Raw genomic sequence first — 14,617 nt, 5'->3', positions numbered from 1 at the left:
TCGTGCGCTCCCTGGGCGTGGATCGACATGATAAGCGCCGCCGGCGAGGCGGGCCCGTGGGGTGGAGGCCAAATGCGATTCATTCTCGTTCCCTGTAGAATGCGCCGGTCCTCATTCCGGGTTGCGTCCATGCGCACGTTCCGCCTGCTGTCCATGCTGTTGCTGCTCGCCGTGGCCGGCGCCGCTTTCGCCAACCCCCAGGCGCAAACCCTGTGGCGGCTGCTGGACTACATCGCGGTGGACTACCCGGCGGCGGTCAGCGACGGCAAGGTGGTCAGCGAACTCGAGTACGGCGAGATGACCGAGTTCTCGGCGACCGTGCGCGAAGGGCTGGCGCAGCTGCCGGCGCACCCTTCGGCCCCGGCGCTGGACGCGCAGGCCGGCGCCCTGCAGGACGCGATCGCCGCCAAGGCCTCCCCGACGGAGGTCGAGCGCCAGGCACGCGCGCTGGCCGAGGCGCTGCTGGAGGCGTATCCGGTGCCGCGCGGCCCTGACCACGTGCCGGACCTGTCCGCCGCGGCCGCGCTGTACCAGCAGAACTGCGCAAGCTGCCATGGCGCCACCGGCGCCGGCGACGGCCCGATCAGCGCCGGCATGGACCCGCCGCCGATCGACTTCACCGATCCCGAGCGCGCGCGCCAGCGCAGCGTGTTCGCGCTCCAGCAGGTCATCGACCAGGGCCTGGAAGGCACCACGATGGTCAGCTACGCGCACCTGCCGGAGGAGCAGCGCTGGGCGCTGGCGTTCTACGTCGGCCAGTTCGCGTTCCCGAAAGACGGCGTCGCGCGCGGCGAGGGGCTCTGGCGCGACAACGCCGAGGTGCGGGCCGCGATTCCCGACCTGACCGCGCTCGTACAGGTCCGGCCCGCGGGCCTCGGCGGCCTGGACCAGGCGGCCGCGGATGACCTCAGCGCCTACCTGCGCCGCCAGCCACAGTCTGCGATGGAGATTGCCCAGGCCGACCAGGGCGGTGGCGCACTTGCGCTCGCCCGCACCCGCCTGCGCGAAGGCGTCGCGGCCTACGGCGACGGCGACGCCGGCCTGGCCCGCGACAAGGTGCTGTCCGCCTACCTGGACGGCGTGGAGCCGGCCGAGCCGCTGATCGGCACGCGCGACACGGCGCTGCTGCGGGAACTGGAAACCGCGATGGCCAGCGTGCGCGCCGCCATCGGCAACGGCGCCGACGCGGCCGAAGTGCAGGCACGTGCGAAGACGGCCGAAGCGCTGCTCGACCGTGCCGAGGCCACGATCAGCGACAACGCCAGCGCCGGCGCCACCACTGCCTTCGTCGGTGCCCTCGTCATCCTGCTTCGCGAAGGACTCGAGGCGCTGCTGATCGTCATCGCGATGATGGCGTTCCTGCGCAAGGCCGGACGCACCGAGGCCATGCCGTACGTGCACGGCGGCTGGATCGGGGCGCTGGTCGCTGGCGGGGCCACGTGGCTCGCCGCCACCTACCTGATCGACATCAGCGGCGCGAGCCGCGAGCTGACCGAGGGCTTCGCCGCGCTGTTCGCCGCCGCGGTGCTGGTGTCGGTCGGTATCTGGATGCACGGCAAGAGCCAGGCCAATGCCTGGCAGCGCTACATCCGCGACAAGCTCTCGCACGCGCTCTCGCGCGGGTCGATGTGGTTCCTGTTCCTGCTCGCCTTCGTGGTGGTGTACCGCGAGGCTTTCGAGACGGTGCTGTTCTACGCCGCGCTGTGGAGCCAGGGCCACCACGGCGCGATCCTGGCCGGTGCGGCCGCCGCGGTGGCCGCGCTGGCGGTGATCGCGTGGCTGATGCTGCGCTACAGCCGCAGGATGCCGTTCGGGGCGTTCTTCGCCGTCAGCGCGGCGCTGGTCGCTGTGCTGGCGGTGGTGCTGGCCGGCAAGGGTATCGCGGCGCTGCAGGAAGCCGGCTGGGTGCCGATGGCGATGTTCGACGGGCCGCGGATCGACCTGCTGGGCATCCATCCGACCGTCCAGGGCATCACGGTGCAGCTGGCGGTGCTGGCGGTGCTGGTGATCGGCTTCGTCTGGAACACCCGGAACGCGCGCGCGGCGGTGACTGCGCGCTGAGGGTGCTCGCCTTCCGGGCCGTAGGTCGGGGTTACGCCCCCGACGTGCTTTTCGCGTTACAGCCGCGGATTCGTCGTAGGGCGGGTCTTGACCCGCCTGCTGTTTGGTCGACATCGAATCAAGAGCTTTAGATCAAAAGCTTTCGCGCCGTGACGGCGCGAGCCACCTTTCTTTGCTTGTGCAAAGAAACCTGGCGCAAAGAAACACACCCCGCCTTCGCGCCCGACGCTACGCGCCGGGTCCGCGGAGCCGGCGGGATTTTCCGAGGGGGCATCCTGCCCCCGCGGAAAATCCCGCACATCCATGTGCGGCGCCCTTTGGGTCTGATCCGCCGCCACCGCCGCTACGGAGGGGCCCCGAAGATCAAGATCAACGGCAACGGCAACGGCAACGGCAACGGCAACGGCAACGGCAACGGCAACGGCAAGCAATGGCAACCCTGCTTGGTTGCCTGTTCTTGTCTCGGCACAAGAAAAAGGACGCCGGGGCGCCCTTTCTTTCGTGCTCCAGACTGGCGGCCCGTCAGTGCTTCAGGCCGCGCTTGCCGGGCCGGCGCATGTCGTTGGTCGGCATCACTTCCACGGCGAGGCTGAAGGTGCGCTCCTCGCCCGGATGCATCGCGCCGACGCCGACTACCTGGTGGGCGATCTCGTTGCCTTCGTCGTCACGGATGGTCAGCACCACCGAGTATTCCCAGGCGCCGCCTTCGGACGGATGGCGGATCTTGCCTTCGACGTTGAGCGGGGTGATGGTCTTCGACGGCTGCGCGTCCGGAGAATCGAAGCGCAGGTAATGCCTGCACGACGGACAGACGCTCGAGCTTTCGAGGATCGTCGTCTTGCAGTGCGGGCAGGTGCGCGTGGCACCTGCCGTGCCCGGGCGGGCGTTGCTCACGAAGCGAGTTCGCGTTCCGCCTTGTCGGACTTGCCGTTGGACTTCGGTGCGTCCTTGTCACCCCAACCGCATTCGACGTGGCCGCGGATGCGCGAACCTGCGGCGACGGTGAGCGTGCCGGCCTTGATGTCGCCGCTGAGCGCGCCCGATTCGAGCAGCTCCACGCGCGAGGCCGATTCGATGTTGCCGTCCAGCTCGCCGGCCACCATCACCTTCTTGGCCTTGACGCCGCCGCTGAGCTTGGCGCCCTTCTCGATGGTCAGGTCGCCCTGCACGTTGACGTCACCCTTGAACTTGCCGGCGATGCGGACGTGGCCGGCGCCTTCGATCTTGCCTTCGATGGTCAGGTCGGCGGCGATCAGCGATTCCTTGGCCGGGGCTTCCGCCGCGGCGCGCGGCGGCGCGGCCTGGGTCGGGCTGAAATCGGCGGCGGCCGGGGCCTCGCGGATCGGGGTCGGGGCCGCCGGGGGATTCGGCGCGGCATCGTTGGCGAACGACGGCACGTCTTTCTTGGCGGGGCTTTGCTGGTTGAAAATGGCCATGGAGCAACTTCCTCGGACAGGACTGAACGGCTGGGGGGAACGGCGAGACTAGCACGCGGAACCCTTCACATGGCTGTGACGCGGCTCACCAAATCCGCCTTCCGCCAAGGGTTTGCAGCGCGATTGGCAGGTCTTGCACGAACAAGTGACAAGCCGGTGTCGCTCGGCCGGTCACATCCGGAACACCCCGAACCGGGCCGGTTCGACCGGGGCGTTCAGCGAGGCCGAGATCCCCAGCCCGAGCACGCGGCGGGTATCGGCCGGGTCGATGATGCCGTCGTCCCACAGCCGGGCGGTGGCGTACCACGGGCTGCCCTGGTGCTCGTACTGTTCGCGGATCGGGGCCTTGAAGGCTTCTTCCTCTTCCGCGGACCAGTCGCCGCCGCGGGCCTCGATGCCGTCGCGGCGCACGGTGGCCAGCACGCCGGCGGCCTGCTCGCCGCCCATCACGCTGATGCGCGCGTTGGGCCACATCCACAGGAAGCGTGCGCCGTAGGCGCGCCCGCACATCGCGTAGTTGCCGGCGCCGAAGCTGCCGCCGATCACCACGGTGAACTTCGGCACCGACGAACAGGCCACCGCGGTGACCATCTTCGCCCCGTCCTTGGCGATGCCGGCGTTCTCGTACTTGCGGCCGACCATGAAGCCGGTGATGTTCTGCAGGAACACCAGCGGGATGCCGCGCTGGTTGCACAGCTCGATGAAGTGCGCGCCCTTGAGCGCGCTCTCGGAAAACAGGATGCCGTTGTTGGCCACGATGCCAACCGGGTAGCCGTGCAGGTGGGCGAAGCCGGTGACCAGGGTCTTGCCGTAGCGCGCCTTGAACTCGTCGAACTCGCTGCCGTCGACCACGCGCGCGATCACCTCCCGTACATCGAACGGACGCCGCGTGTCCTTCGGCACGATGCCGTACAGTTCGCGCGCCGGGTACAGCGGCTCGCGCGCCTCGCGCACCGCCAGCTGCACCGCCTTGCGGCGGTTGAGGTTGCCGACCAGGTTGCGCGCGATTTCCAGCGCGTGGCGGTCGTCCTGCGCGAAGTGGTCGGCCACGCCGGACACGGACGTGTGCACGTCGGCGCCACCGAGCGCCTCGGCGTCGACGACTTCGCCGGTGGCCGCCTTCACCAGCGGCGGGCCGCCGAGGAAGATCGTGCCCTGTTCCTTGACGATCACCGATTCGTCGCTCATCGCCGGAACGTATGCGCCGCCCGCGGTGCAGCTGCCCATCACCACCGCCAGTTGCGGGATGTTCTCCGCGCTCATCCGCGCCTGGTTGTAGAAGATGCGGCCGAAGTGCTCCCTGTCCGGGAACACCTCGTCCTGCAGCGGCAGGAACGCGCCGCCCGAATCGACCAGGTACACGCAGGGCAGGTGGTTCTCGCGCGCGATCTCCTGCGCGCGCAGGTGCTTCTTCACCGTCATCGGGAAGTAGGTGCCGCCCTTGACCGTGGCGTCGTTGGCGACCACCACGACCTCCTGCCCGAGCACCCGGCCGATGCCGCAGACCATGCCTGCGGCGGGCGCGGCATCGTCGTACATCTCCTCGGCGGCGAGCGGCGCGATTTCGAGGAACGGCGAACCCGGGTCGAGCAGGGCGGTGATCCGGTCGCGTACCGGCAGCTTGCCGCGTGCGACGTGCTTTGCGCGCGCCTTCTCGCCGCCGCCTTCGGCCGCGCGCGCGAGGCGCCGGTCGAGTTCGCGCGACAGCTCCTCGTGGTAGGCGACGTTGTCGGCGAACGATTGCTCGCGTGTATCCAGGTCGGAACGAAGGACGGGCATGGCGGACCGGGGCAGGGCAGGGAATGCCAAAGGATAACCGCAGCCCCGCCCGCGCCGGGCTCCGGAAACACGAAGACCCGCCGAAGCGGGTCCCGTGTGGTGTTGCCTTGTGCGCCGGATTCAGTCGTTCGCGGCTTCTTCGGCGGCAGCCTTGGCGTCGTTGGCGGCATCGCGCACCGCATCCTTGGCGGACTGCGTGGCGTCGGTGACGGCCTGCTCGGCCTTGTCGGCGGCGTCGCTGGTGGCGGCAGCCGCATCGGTCGCGGCGGCATCGGTCGCGGCGGCGGCGTCAGCAGCGGCGGCCTGGGTTGCGTCGGCGGCTTCGGAATAGGCTTCGCCCGTTGCTGCCGCGGCGGCGTCGGCGCCTTCGGCGATCGCGTCACCGGCGTCGGACATCGCGTTGGCGGCGGAGTCGCCAGCCTGCTCCATGGCCGACTGCGCTTCGGCGGCTTCCTGCTGCGCGGTCGGGGTTTCGTTCTTGCATGCGGACAGTGCCAGGACGCTGGCGGCCAGCAGGACGACAATCTGGGTCTTCATGAGTGCGTGTACTCCCTAAGGTTTCCGTTTCCAGCGATCGGAAGCGCGCGCAATGCGATAACGCTCCCCCTTGACGGAAAAAGTCGCTGGCGAACCAGCGACTTTTCCCTTGTTACTGCACGTCGTTCGGAAGCCGATTACTGCTGGGCTTCTTCCGCGGCGTCCTTGGCCTGGTCGGCAGCGTCGGCGGCCGCGTCGGCGGCGTCGGCGGCAGCGTCGGCGGCTTCGTCGGTCACGGCACCGGCGGCGTCGGCAGCGGAGTCGCTGGCGGCGGCGGCGGCGTCGGCGGCCGTGTCGGCGGCGTCCTGCGCAACGTCGGCGGTCATGCTGCCGGCAGCGGAAGCTTCGTCGGCGGCGGTCTGCGCGGCGGCAGCGGCGTCGGCGGCATCGGCAGCCGAGTTATCGGCCTGCTGTTGGTTGCTGCATGCGGCCAGGGCGAAACCCATGGCCAGGGCGAGCAGCGCCTTGTTGATCGTCATGTCAATCTTCCTCGTCGTTAAAAAATGGTCGGCAACGCGCGGTAGCGCGCCCGCCAACATGATGACAAGCCCGTTTCCACTGTCAAGCGTTTGAACGATTTTTTTTGTAAAGAACCCATTAAAACATTCACGCCATCTCGACGGCGATTGCGGTTGCTTCGCCGCCGCCGATGCACAGGGAAGCCACCCCGCGCTTGCCGCCACGGGCCTTCAGGGCATTCAACAGGGTGACCACCAGGCGCGCGCCGCTGGCACCGATCGGGTGGCCCAGGGCGCATGCGCCGCCGTGGACGTTCAGCCGGTCGTGGGGAATGCCCAGGTCCTTCATCGGCGCCATGGCGACGCAGGCGAAGGCTTCGTTGACTTCGAACAGGTCCACCTCGTCGATTTTCCAGCCCGCCTTGTCGAGTACGTTGGAAATCGCTTTCACCGGCGCCGTGGTGAACCACTCGGGCGCCTGCGAATGGGTGGCGTGGGCGACGATCCGCGCGATCGGCTGCAACCCGCGCTTGCCGGCTTCCTCGGCCGACATCAGCACGGTGGCGGCGGCGCCGTCGGAGATCGACGACGAGGACGCGGCGGTGAGCACGCCGTCCTTGCCGAACGCCGGGCGCAGGGTCGGGATCTTGGCGGTGTCGATCCGGCCGGGCTGTTCGTCGGTATCGACGACCACGTCGCCCTTGCGGGTCTTGATCGTCACCGGGACGATCTCGTCCTTGAAGATGCCATCGGCGATGGTTTTCTTGGCGCGGTTGGCGCTTTCGGTGGAATAGGCGTCGACATCCTCGCGGCCGAAGCCGTACTTGGCGCAGGCCGCGTCGCCGAACACGCCCATCGCCTTGCCGTCGTCGGGGTTGGTCAGGCCGTCCCAGGCCATGTGGTCGAGCATTTCGGTGCTGCCGTACTTGATGCCGGTGCGCGAACCGTTGAGCAGGTGCGGCGCGTTGGTCATCGATTCCATGCCGCCGGCGACCACGACACTGGCCGAGCCGGCCTTGATCAGGTCGTGGCCGAACATGATCGCCTTCATGCCCGAGCCGCACACCTTGTTGATGGTGGTGGCGCCGGCTGCGTCGGGAATGCCCGCGGCGCGCGATGCCTGGCGGGCCGGCGCCTGGCCGAGGCCGGCGGGCAGCACGCAACCCATGATCACCTCGTCGACCTGGTCGGCGGCGAGGTTGGCATGCGCAAGTGCGCCTTCGATGGCGGTGGCGCCGAGCGCCGGCGTCGGGACGCCGGTGAACTGGCCGAGGAAAGAACCGATGGCGGTGCGCTTGGCACCGACGATGACGATGTCGGACATGGGGAGGGCTCCGTTCTGCGGGCCGGCCGCCGGGGCCGGGATCCCCCGATTATGCTGCCGGATGCTGCGCTGCGGCAAACCGCGGCTGCGGGGGCGCAAAGGCTCGCTCAAGCATGGCGGGCGGGGGCATCGGCCACGGCCTGGCGGTTCAATGCTCCGCGCAGGCTTCGTAGGAGCGGCGGGAGCCGCGAGCTCTTCCTGCAGCCGGAACGCGGTCGCGGCTTCCGCCGCTCCTACATGAATCCGGGCCCCCGGGCTCCCCGTCAGCTGTTGCCTTCGAACAGCTCCCGTCCGATCAGCATGCGGCGGATCTCGTTGGTGCCGGCGCCGATGGCATAGAGCTTGGCGTCGCGCAGGATCCGGCCGGTCGGGTATTCATTGATATAACCGTTGCCGCCCAGTGCCTGGATGCCCTCCAGCGCCACCTGCACCGCCGCCTCGGAGGCGTGCAGCAGGCAGCTGGCGGCGTCGATGCGCGACTTGTGCCCGGCGTCGTAGTCGCGTGCGACCTGGTAGGCAAACGCGCGGCTGGACTGCAGCGCGGTGTACATGTCGGCGATCTTGCCCTGCATCAGGCCGAAGGTGCCGATCGCGCGGTCGAACTGCCTGCGCTCGCGCACGTAGGGCAGGGCGGCGTCGAGCGCGGCCTGCATCAGGCCCAGCGGGCCGCCGCTGAGCACCAGGCGCTCGGTGTTGAGGCCGGACATCAGCACGCGCACGCCGTGGTTCGCTTCGCCCAGCACGTTTTCCGCCGGGATCTCGCAATCCTCGAACACCAGCTCGCAGGTGTTCGAGCCGCGCATGCCGAGCTTGTCGAGCTTCTGTGCGGTGGTGAAACCTTTCATCCCCTTCTCGACGATGAAGGCGGTCATGCACTTGCTGCCCGCCTCCTTGCCGGCGGTGCGCATGTAGACCACCAGCACGTCGGCCTCGGGGCCGTTGGTGATCCACATCTTGTTGCCGTTGGCCACCCACGTGTCGCCGCGCAGTTCGGCACGGCACGACATCGAGCCGACCACGTCCGAACCCGCGCCCGGCTCGCTCATCGCCAGCGCGCCCTTCCACTCGCCGCTGCACAGCTTGGGCAGGTACTTCGCGCGCTGCGCGTCGTTGCCGTTGGCATAAAGATTGTTGACGCACAGGTTCGAGTGCGCGCCGTAGCTCAGTCCCACCGAGCCCGATGCCCGCGAGATTTCCTCCATCGCCACCAGGTGGGCGAGGTAGCCCATTTCACTGCCACCGAACTCCGCGGGCACCGTCATCCCCAGCAGGCCCATCTCGCCGAGCTTCGGCCAAAGGTCCTGCGGGAAGGCGTTGTCGTGGTCGATGGCTTCGGCGCGCGGTGCGATCTCGGCGTCCGCGAACCGGCGCACGGCCTCGCGCAGCGCGTCGATGTCTTCACCCAGCGGGAAAGGGCGCATGCAAGCTCCTTGGTTCTTACTGTTCCTGAAAAGACAACGGGGCGCGCAGGCCCCGTCGTCCATCACGCGTTACGACGCAGTTTACGCGCCGCCGCGGATGCGGCCCTGGAAACGCGGGGTGGTGCGGCCCAGCGGAAGCTTGAGCTTGCCCATCACCATGATGCGCTCCTCGGCCATGCGGTCGGCCGCCCGGTAGGTCGGGATGCCGTCGCGTTCGGCGATCTCGTAGATGCGCGCCAGGTTGTGGTAGATCGTGCGCATCTGGCGCATCGCGCGCTCGCGGTTGTAGCCGGTGATCTCCAGCGCCACGTTCATCACGCCGCCGGCGTTGACCGCGTAGTCGGGCGCGTAGAGGATGCCGCGCTTTTCCAGCTCGTCGCCGATCTCGTTGCTGGCCATCTGGTTGTTGGCCGGGCCGCAGATGACCTTGAACTTGAAGCGCGGCAGCGTCTGCTCGTTGAGCGTGCCGCCCAGCGCGCAGGGCGAATACACGTCGGCGTTGACGTCGTAGATCTCGTCGGTGCCCACGGCCTCGGCGCCGTATTCGTTGACGGCCTTGTCGACCAGGGTCTTGTTGATGTCGGTGACGAAGATCTTGGCGCCGCGCTCCTTGAGCAGCTTCACGTACTCCATGCCCACGTGGCCCAGGCCCTGCACGGCGTAGGTGTACTTGCCGACTTCCTCGTCGCCGAACTTCCGGTTGAGCGTGGCCATCAGGCCCTGGAGCGCGCCGTAGGCGGTGAACGGCGACGGGTCGCCCGAGCCACCGTGCACCTGGTGCACGCCGGTGACGAACTCGGTCTCGCGGTAGACCAGTTCCATGTCGTTGACGTCGATGCCCACGTCCTCGGCGGTGATGTAGCGGCCGCCCAGCGACTGCACGAACTGGCCGAACGCGCGGAACAGCGCCTCGGACTTGTCGGTCGACGGGTCGCCGATGATCACCGCCTTGCCGCCGCCGATGTCCAGGCCCGCGACCGCGTTCTTGTAGGTCATGCCGCGCGACAGGCGCAGCACGTCGTTGAGCGCCTCGGCCTCGGACTTGTACGGCCACATGCGGGTGCCGCCCAGCGCCGGGCCCAGCACGGTGTTGTGGATCGCGATGATGGCCTTCAGGCCCGCGTCCTTGTTGTGGCAGAAGACGACCTGTTCGTGGCCGAAGGTGTCCAGGTGTTCGAAAATCATCGACAAACTCCGTTGCATGGCGCGGACCGCTTGCGCGGGACGCCGGCAATGTAGGGATATTGAGTAGGGTGCGCTGCGGGCAGCGGTCGGACGGGCGGGAGCCTCTCCGGCGGCGCGGCATTCTACGCGTCCCCGGCGGCAAAAGCCCGTCCGAGCCGGTATGGCGGCCGCGGGCGCCTCGCCGCCGCGGGAAGCTGAATGGGGGCGCCGTAGGGCGGGTCTTGACCCGCCGCCCCTCGCACAAGACGCCTCGAGGCGGTTGGCGGGTCAAGACCCTTTTGATGGCGGAGGTTCGGAATTGGGGATTGGAGAGCAGACCCGAAGCAAATCCCCCATACCCCCTTTATCAAAGGGGGCAAAGGCAAGAGCATTTCCCGAATCCCGAATCCCGAATCCCGAATCCCGAATCCCGAATCCCGAATCCCGAATCCCGAATCCCGAATCCCGAATCCCGAATCCCGAATCCACGCCACCCCTACAACTGCGACTCGATCGGCAGCCAGCCGATCGCCCGCGCCGTGGCGCGCTGCAGGAAGGTGGTCTGCGGCTCCTTGTGCAGCACCAGCGGCGGGTCCTTGCTGCGGTCGAGCCAGCACAGCTCGCCGGCTTCGTCGCGGGATACCTCGTAGCTCAGCGCCGGGCCCGCCAGGAACAGGTACTCCTCGCGCAAGGCCCGGGCGATGTCGCCGTCCTCGAACAGCACGCCCATCTCGGTGTTGAGGTAGGCCGAGCGCGGGTCGAGGTTGAACGAGCCAATGAAGCCGCCCGTGCCGTCGATCACGAAGGCCTTGGTGTGCAGGCTGGCGCCGCTGCTGCCGAACAGGCCGTGGATCTCGCCCGACCCCTGCGCGCGCAGTTCGTACAGCTCGACGCCGCCGTCGAGCAGCTGCCCGCGATAAGACGCATAGCCGGCGTGCACGGCGGGCACGTCGTTGGCCGCCAGCGAATTGGTGACCACGCCCACCGCCACGTCCTTGCGCACCAGGTCCACCAGGCGCGAAGCCAGCGTCTCGCCGGGCACGAAGTAGGGCGAGATCAGCAGCGCTTCGCGCTTCGCGCCGAAGATCTGCGCGGCCAGCTTGTTGACCAGCCAGCCGCTGCGGTCGTCCTGCTTCCATTTCAGCGGCGGGTCGGAGGCGACCTCGATGCGGTGGCTCCAGTGCGGCGCGAGTTCGCCGCGGAAGTAGCCGCGCACCGTCTCGGACGCTTCCATGCGCCGGTAATAGCGCTTCGCCGAATCGCCCTGCGCCTCCGCCTTCGCCCGCGCGATCGCACTGGCCAGCTCCTCGGGCGAGGCGTCGCCGAGCGCGGAGATCGGCAGCGCCGCCTCGCTGTTCCAGAACGCGTCGAAGATCGCACTGGCCTGCACGACCTTCGGCCCGAACAGCACCACGTCCAGGTCGCGGAAGTTGGTCTTGGTGGAGGCGTCGAAGTATTCCTGCCCGATGTTGCGCCCGCCCAGCACGGCGACCCGGCCGTCGGCGATCCACGCCTTGTTGTGCATCCGGTGGTTGACGCTGAAGAAGCGCTGCACCAGTTCCAGCACGCGCAGCGGCCCGCTGCGGTTGCGGAACGGGTTGTAGACCCGGATCTCGATGTTGGGGTGGGCGTCGAACGCCAGCAGGTCCGTGTCGTCACCCTGGGTGTTCAGGTCGTCGAGCAGGATGCGCACGCGCACCCCGCGCTCGGCGGCCTTCCACGCCTCGTGCGCCAGCAGGCGGCCGGTGGGGTCGTTGTGCCAGATGTAGTACTGCAGGTCGAGGCTGCGCCCGGCCTTGCGCGCCGACAGCGCGCGCGCCGCGAACGCGTCGAGCCCGTCGGGCACCAGGATGATCCCGGTCTGGCCACCGTGGCGCGCCACCAGCGGCGCGATCTCGCGGTCGAGTTCGGTCTGCGCCGCCCGCAGCGGCAGCGCATGACTGGGCACGCCGAACGCACGCGGCGTCAGGTGGTCGGCCAGCAGCCAGCCGCTGAGCACCAGCAGCACGAGGGAGAACAGGCCCCAGGCGAAGATGCGCTGGATTCGTGACATGCAGACAGACCCCTGTGAGCCGTGCAGGAGCGCACTTGGGCGCGATCCGCGATGAGGTTGCGCCCAAGTGCGCTCCTGCGGGCGTTGGGCCGAGTATCCCGGCGCCGTTGCCACCCCGCAAGCCGCTTTGCCGCGGCGGTCGCGGTTTTGGCGACCATGACCGGGCATGCTCGGGGCATGGCGGCACGCTGGCCTTGCCCGCGCTGCGCCGCCGTTCTCCCGCAGGAGGAAACAGATGGCCACGACGAAGACTGCATCGAACAATCGCTCGACCGGCAACCCGGCGATCGAAGGCATGCGCCTGCTCGACGCCCGCCCCGACACTGCTGACTTCCGCGACCGCATGTTCGAGCCGACCCTGGTCGAGGTGCCCACGCACGTGCCGCTGCAGCGTTACCTGGACCTCGACGTGCCCATCCTCGACCAGCGCGACGAAGGCGCCTGCACCGCGTTCGGCCTGGCCACCGTTGCCCACACCCTGCTGCGCACGCGCAGCTCCGGCCCCGACACCACGCGCGTGAGCACGCGCATGCTCTACGACATGGCGCGCCGCTACGACGAGTGGCAGGGCGAGAGCTATTCGGGCTCCAGCTGCCGCGGCGCGATGAAGGGCTGGCACCGGCACGGCGTGTGCTCGCAGGAGGCCTGGCCGGACACCGACGACGACAAGCGCGACTGCTACACCGACGCCCGCGCCCGCGCCGCCCTGCGCAATCCGCTCGGCGCCTATTTCCGCGTCAACCACAAGGACCTCGTCGCCATGCACGCCGCGTTCGCCGAAGTCGGCGTGCTGTACGCGTCCGGCGGCGTGCACGAGGGCTGGATCAACCCGCCGGCCAGCGGTCGCATCGCCTGGAAGCAGCAGCCGGCGATGGGCTACCACGCCTTCGCCATCGTCGCCTACGACGGCGACGGTTTCTGGCTGCAGAACTCCTGGGGCGACACGTGGGGCCGCAAGGGCTTCGCCCGCATCAGCTACGACGAATGGCTCGAACGCGGCACCGACGTCTGGGTCGCGCGCCTGGCCGTGCCCGTGCACCTGCAGCGCGCGCAATCGGCGGCGGTGAGCAATTCGGCGATCGGGCGGCAGTCGGTCGGCTACTCGCAGGCCGACCTGCGCCCGCACGTCATCAGCCTCGGCAACGACGGCCGCCTGCGCGCCACCGGCCGTTTCGGCACCAGTGCCGAAGACGTGCGCAACCTCGTGCGCGATGACATGCGCGAGGCCACGAAAGGCTGGAAGCACAAGCGCGTCCTGCTCTACGCCCACGGCGGCCTGGTGCCCGAGGAAAGCGCGATCCAGCGCGTGGCCGACTACCGCGAAGCCATGCTCGCGCAGCAGATCTACCCGCTGTGCTTCGTCTGGAAGACCGGCTTCTGGACCACGCTCGGCAACATCCTCAAGGACGCCGCGCGCCCGCGCAGCGAGGGCCTGATCGAGAAGGCCAAGGACCTGCTGCTCGACCGCCTCGACGACACCCTCGAACCGCTCGCCCGCGCCATCGGCGGCAAGGCGGTATGGGACGAGATGAAGGAGAACGCGCTGCTGTCCACCACCGCCGTCGCGCGCAGCACCGACGGGCGCCTGGTCGAAAGCGGCGGCGCGGCGCAGGTCGCGCGCCTGCTGGACGAGTGGGCAGGGCAGGACAGCGCGGTGGAACTGCACCTGGCCGCCCACAGCGCCGGTTCGATCCTGCTCGCACCGCTGCTGCAGCTGCTCACCTCGAAGGGACAGATCATCGGCGGCCCCGCGCACGGCATGCTTGGCATGGACCGCAAGATCGCCAGCATCAACCTGTGGGCGCCGGCGATCACCATGGACATGTTCCTGATGAGCTACGTGCCCGCGATCGAAGCGCGCATGGTCGACCGCGCCTGCCTGTTCACCCTCACCGACAAGGCCGAGCAGGACGACAGCTGCGCCGGCATCTACAACAAGTCGCTGCTGTACCTGGTCGCGCACGCATTCGAACAGCAGGCGCGCAGCTGGATCGACCGCCGCCTGTCGCAGGGCACCCCCATCGCCGGCATGGCCCGCTTCATCGCCGCCAGGACCGTTGCCGACCAGGCCTACGGCTTCGAGCGCGTGCACGCACTGCTCAAGTCTGGTCGCCTGGACTGGGTGCAATCGCCCGCCGCCGGCCAGCCCCCCGGCTCACCCAACGGCGCCAACGCCACCACCCACGGCGGCTTCGACGACGATCGCGCCACGCTGGAAGCCACCATCGCCCGCATCCTCGGCAAACGGAGCAGCCAGCCGGTGGAATTCGACCTGCACCACTCCGACGCCGGCATGCGCGCCAGGCGCGAAGCCCTCTGCCGCGCATTGGGGTCCTGACTGTAGGGGCGGCTGAAGCCGCGAGCGCTCCCCTGCGAAGGCAGGG

Annotated in this window: 11 protein-coding genes; 2 read left to right on the top strand and 9 right to left on the bottom strand. The window is 68.9% G+C overall.

Annotated elements, in window-relative coordinates:
• The first annotated feature begins 129 nt into the window (after window positions 1-129).
• Window positions 130-2,061 (top strand): FTR1 family protein, encoded by a 1,932-nt coding sequence (locus tag ACFONC_RS06825; protein ID WP_386742957.1) that lies wholly within the window; start codon window positions 130-132, stop codon window positions 2,059-2,061.
• Between the two features lie 522 nt (window positions 2,062-2,583).
• Here ACFONC_RS06825 and ACFONC_RS06820 read toward each other — a convergent pair.
• The 9 genes from ACFONC_RS06820 to ACFONC_RS06780 all read right to left on the bottom strand — a co-directional run bounded on the left by ACFONC_RS06820 (window position 2,584) and on the right by ACFONC_RS06780 (window position 12,233).
• The gene (locus tag ACFONC_RS06820; RefSeq protein ID WP_386742956.1) at window positions 2,584-2,955 is read right to left on the bottom strand and encodes a hypothetical protein; all 372 of its coding nucleotides are present in this window, start codon (window positions 2,953-2,955) and stop codon (window positions 2,584-2,586) included.
• Complete coding sequence (locus ACFONC_RS06815) at window positions 2,952-3,497, bottom strand: bactofilin family protein (protein ID WP_386742955.1); 546 nt, start codon at window positions 3,495-3,497, stop codon at window positions 2,952-2,954. The genes ACFONC_RS06820 and ACFONC_RS06815 overlap by 4 nt, the downstream gene beginning before the upstream one ends.
• Before the next feature lie 171 nt (window positions 3,498-3,668).
• Entirely contained in the window at window positions 3,669-5,276 is a 1,608-nt protein-coding gene (locus tag ACFONC_RS06810; protein ID WP_386742954.1) for a carboxyl transferase domain-containing protein, read from the bottom strand.
• 120 nt (window positions 5,277-5,396) lie between these two features.
• On the bottom strand, window positions 5,397-5,813 hold the full coding sequence (locus ACFONC_RS06805; protein ID WP_386742953.1) for a hypothetical protein: 417 nt from the start codon (window positions 5,811-5,813) through the stop codon (window positions 5,397-5,399).
• Between the two features lie 137 nt (window positions 5,814-5,950).
• Window positions 5,951-6,292, bottom strand: coding sequence for a hypothetical protein (locus ACFONC_RS06800; RefSeq protein ID WP_386742952.1), 342 nt, complete (start codon window positions 6,290-6,292; stop codon window positions 5,951-5,953).
• A gap of 127 nt (window positions 6,293-6,419) precedes the next feature.
• On the bottom strand, window positions 6,420-7,595 hold the full coding sequence (locus ACFONC_RS06795; protein WP_386742951.1) for a thiolase family protein: 1,176 nt from the start codon (window positions 7,593-7,595) through the stop codon (window positions 6,420-6,422).
• Window positions 7,596-7,858: 263 nt separating this feature from the next.
• Complete coding sequence (locus tag ACFONC_RS06790) at window positions 7,859-9,016, bottom strand: isovaleryl-CoA dehydrogenase (protein ID WP_386742950.1); 1,158 nt, start codon at window positions 9,014-9,016, stop codon at window positions 7,859-7,861.
• A gap of 81 nt (window positions 9,017-9,097) precedes the next feature.
• Entirely contained in the window at window positions 9,098-10,201 is a 1,104-nt protein-coding gene (locus tag ACFONC_RS06785; protein ID WP_386742949.1) for a Glu/Leu/Phe/Val dehydrogenase dimerization domain-containing protein, read from the bottom strand.
• Between the two features lie 475 nt (window positions 10,202-10,676).
• Window positions 10,677-12,233, bottom strand: coding sequence for a phospholipase D family protein (locus ACFONC_RS06780; protein WP_386742948.1), 1,557 nt, complete (start codon window positions 12,231-12,233; stop codon window positions 10,677-10,679).
• Between the two features lie 235 nt (window positions 12,234-12,468).
• Between ACFONC_RS06780 and ACFONC_RS06775 the strand changes: the two genes are divergently transcribed.
• Entirely contained in the window at window positions 12,469-14,571 is a 2,103-nt protein-coding gene (locus tag ACFONC_RS06775; protein ID WP_386742947.1) for a C1 family peptidase, read from the top strand.
• The last annotated feature ends 46 nt before the right edge of the window (window positions 14,572-14,617 follow it).

Source organism: Luteimonas soli (assembly GCF_042648865.1).
In the GTDB taxonomy this organism is placed as follows: domain Bacteria; phylum Pseudomonadota; class Gammaproteobacteria; order Xanthomonadales; family Xanthomonadaceae; genus Luteimonas; species Luteimonas soli.
This window is presented reverse-complemented; position numbering and strand designations above follow the sequence as displayed.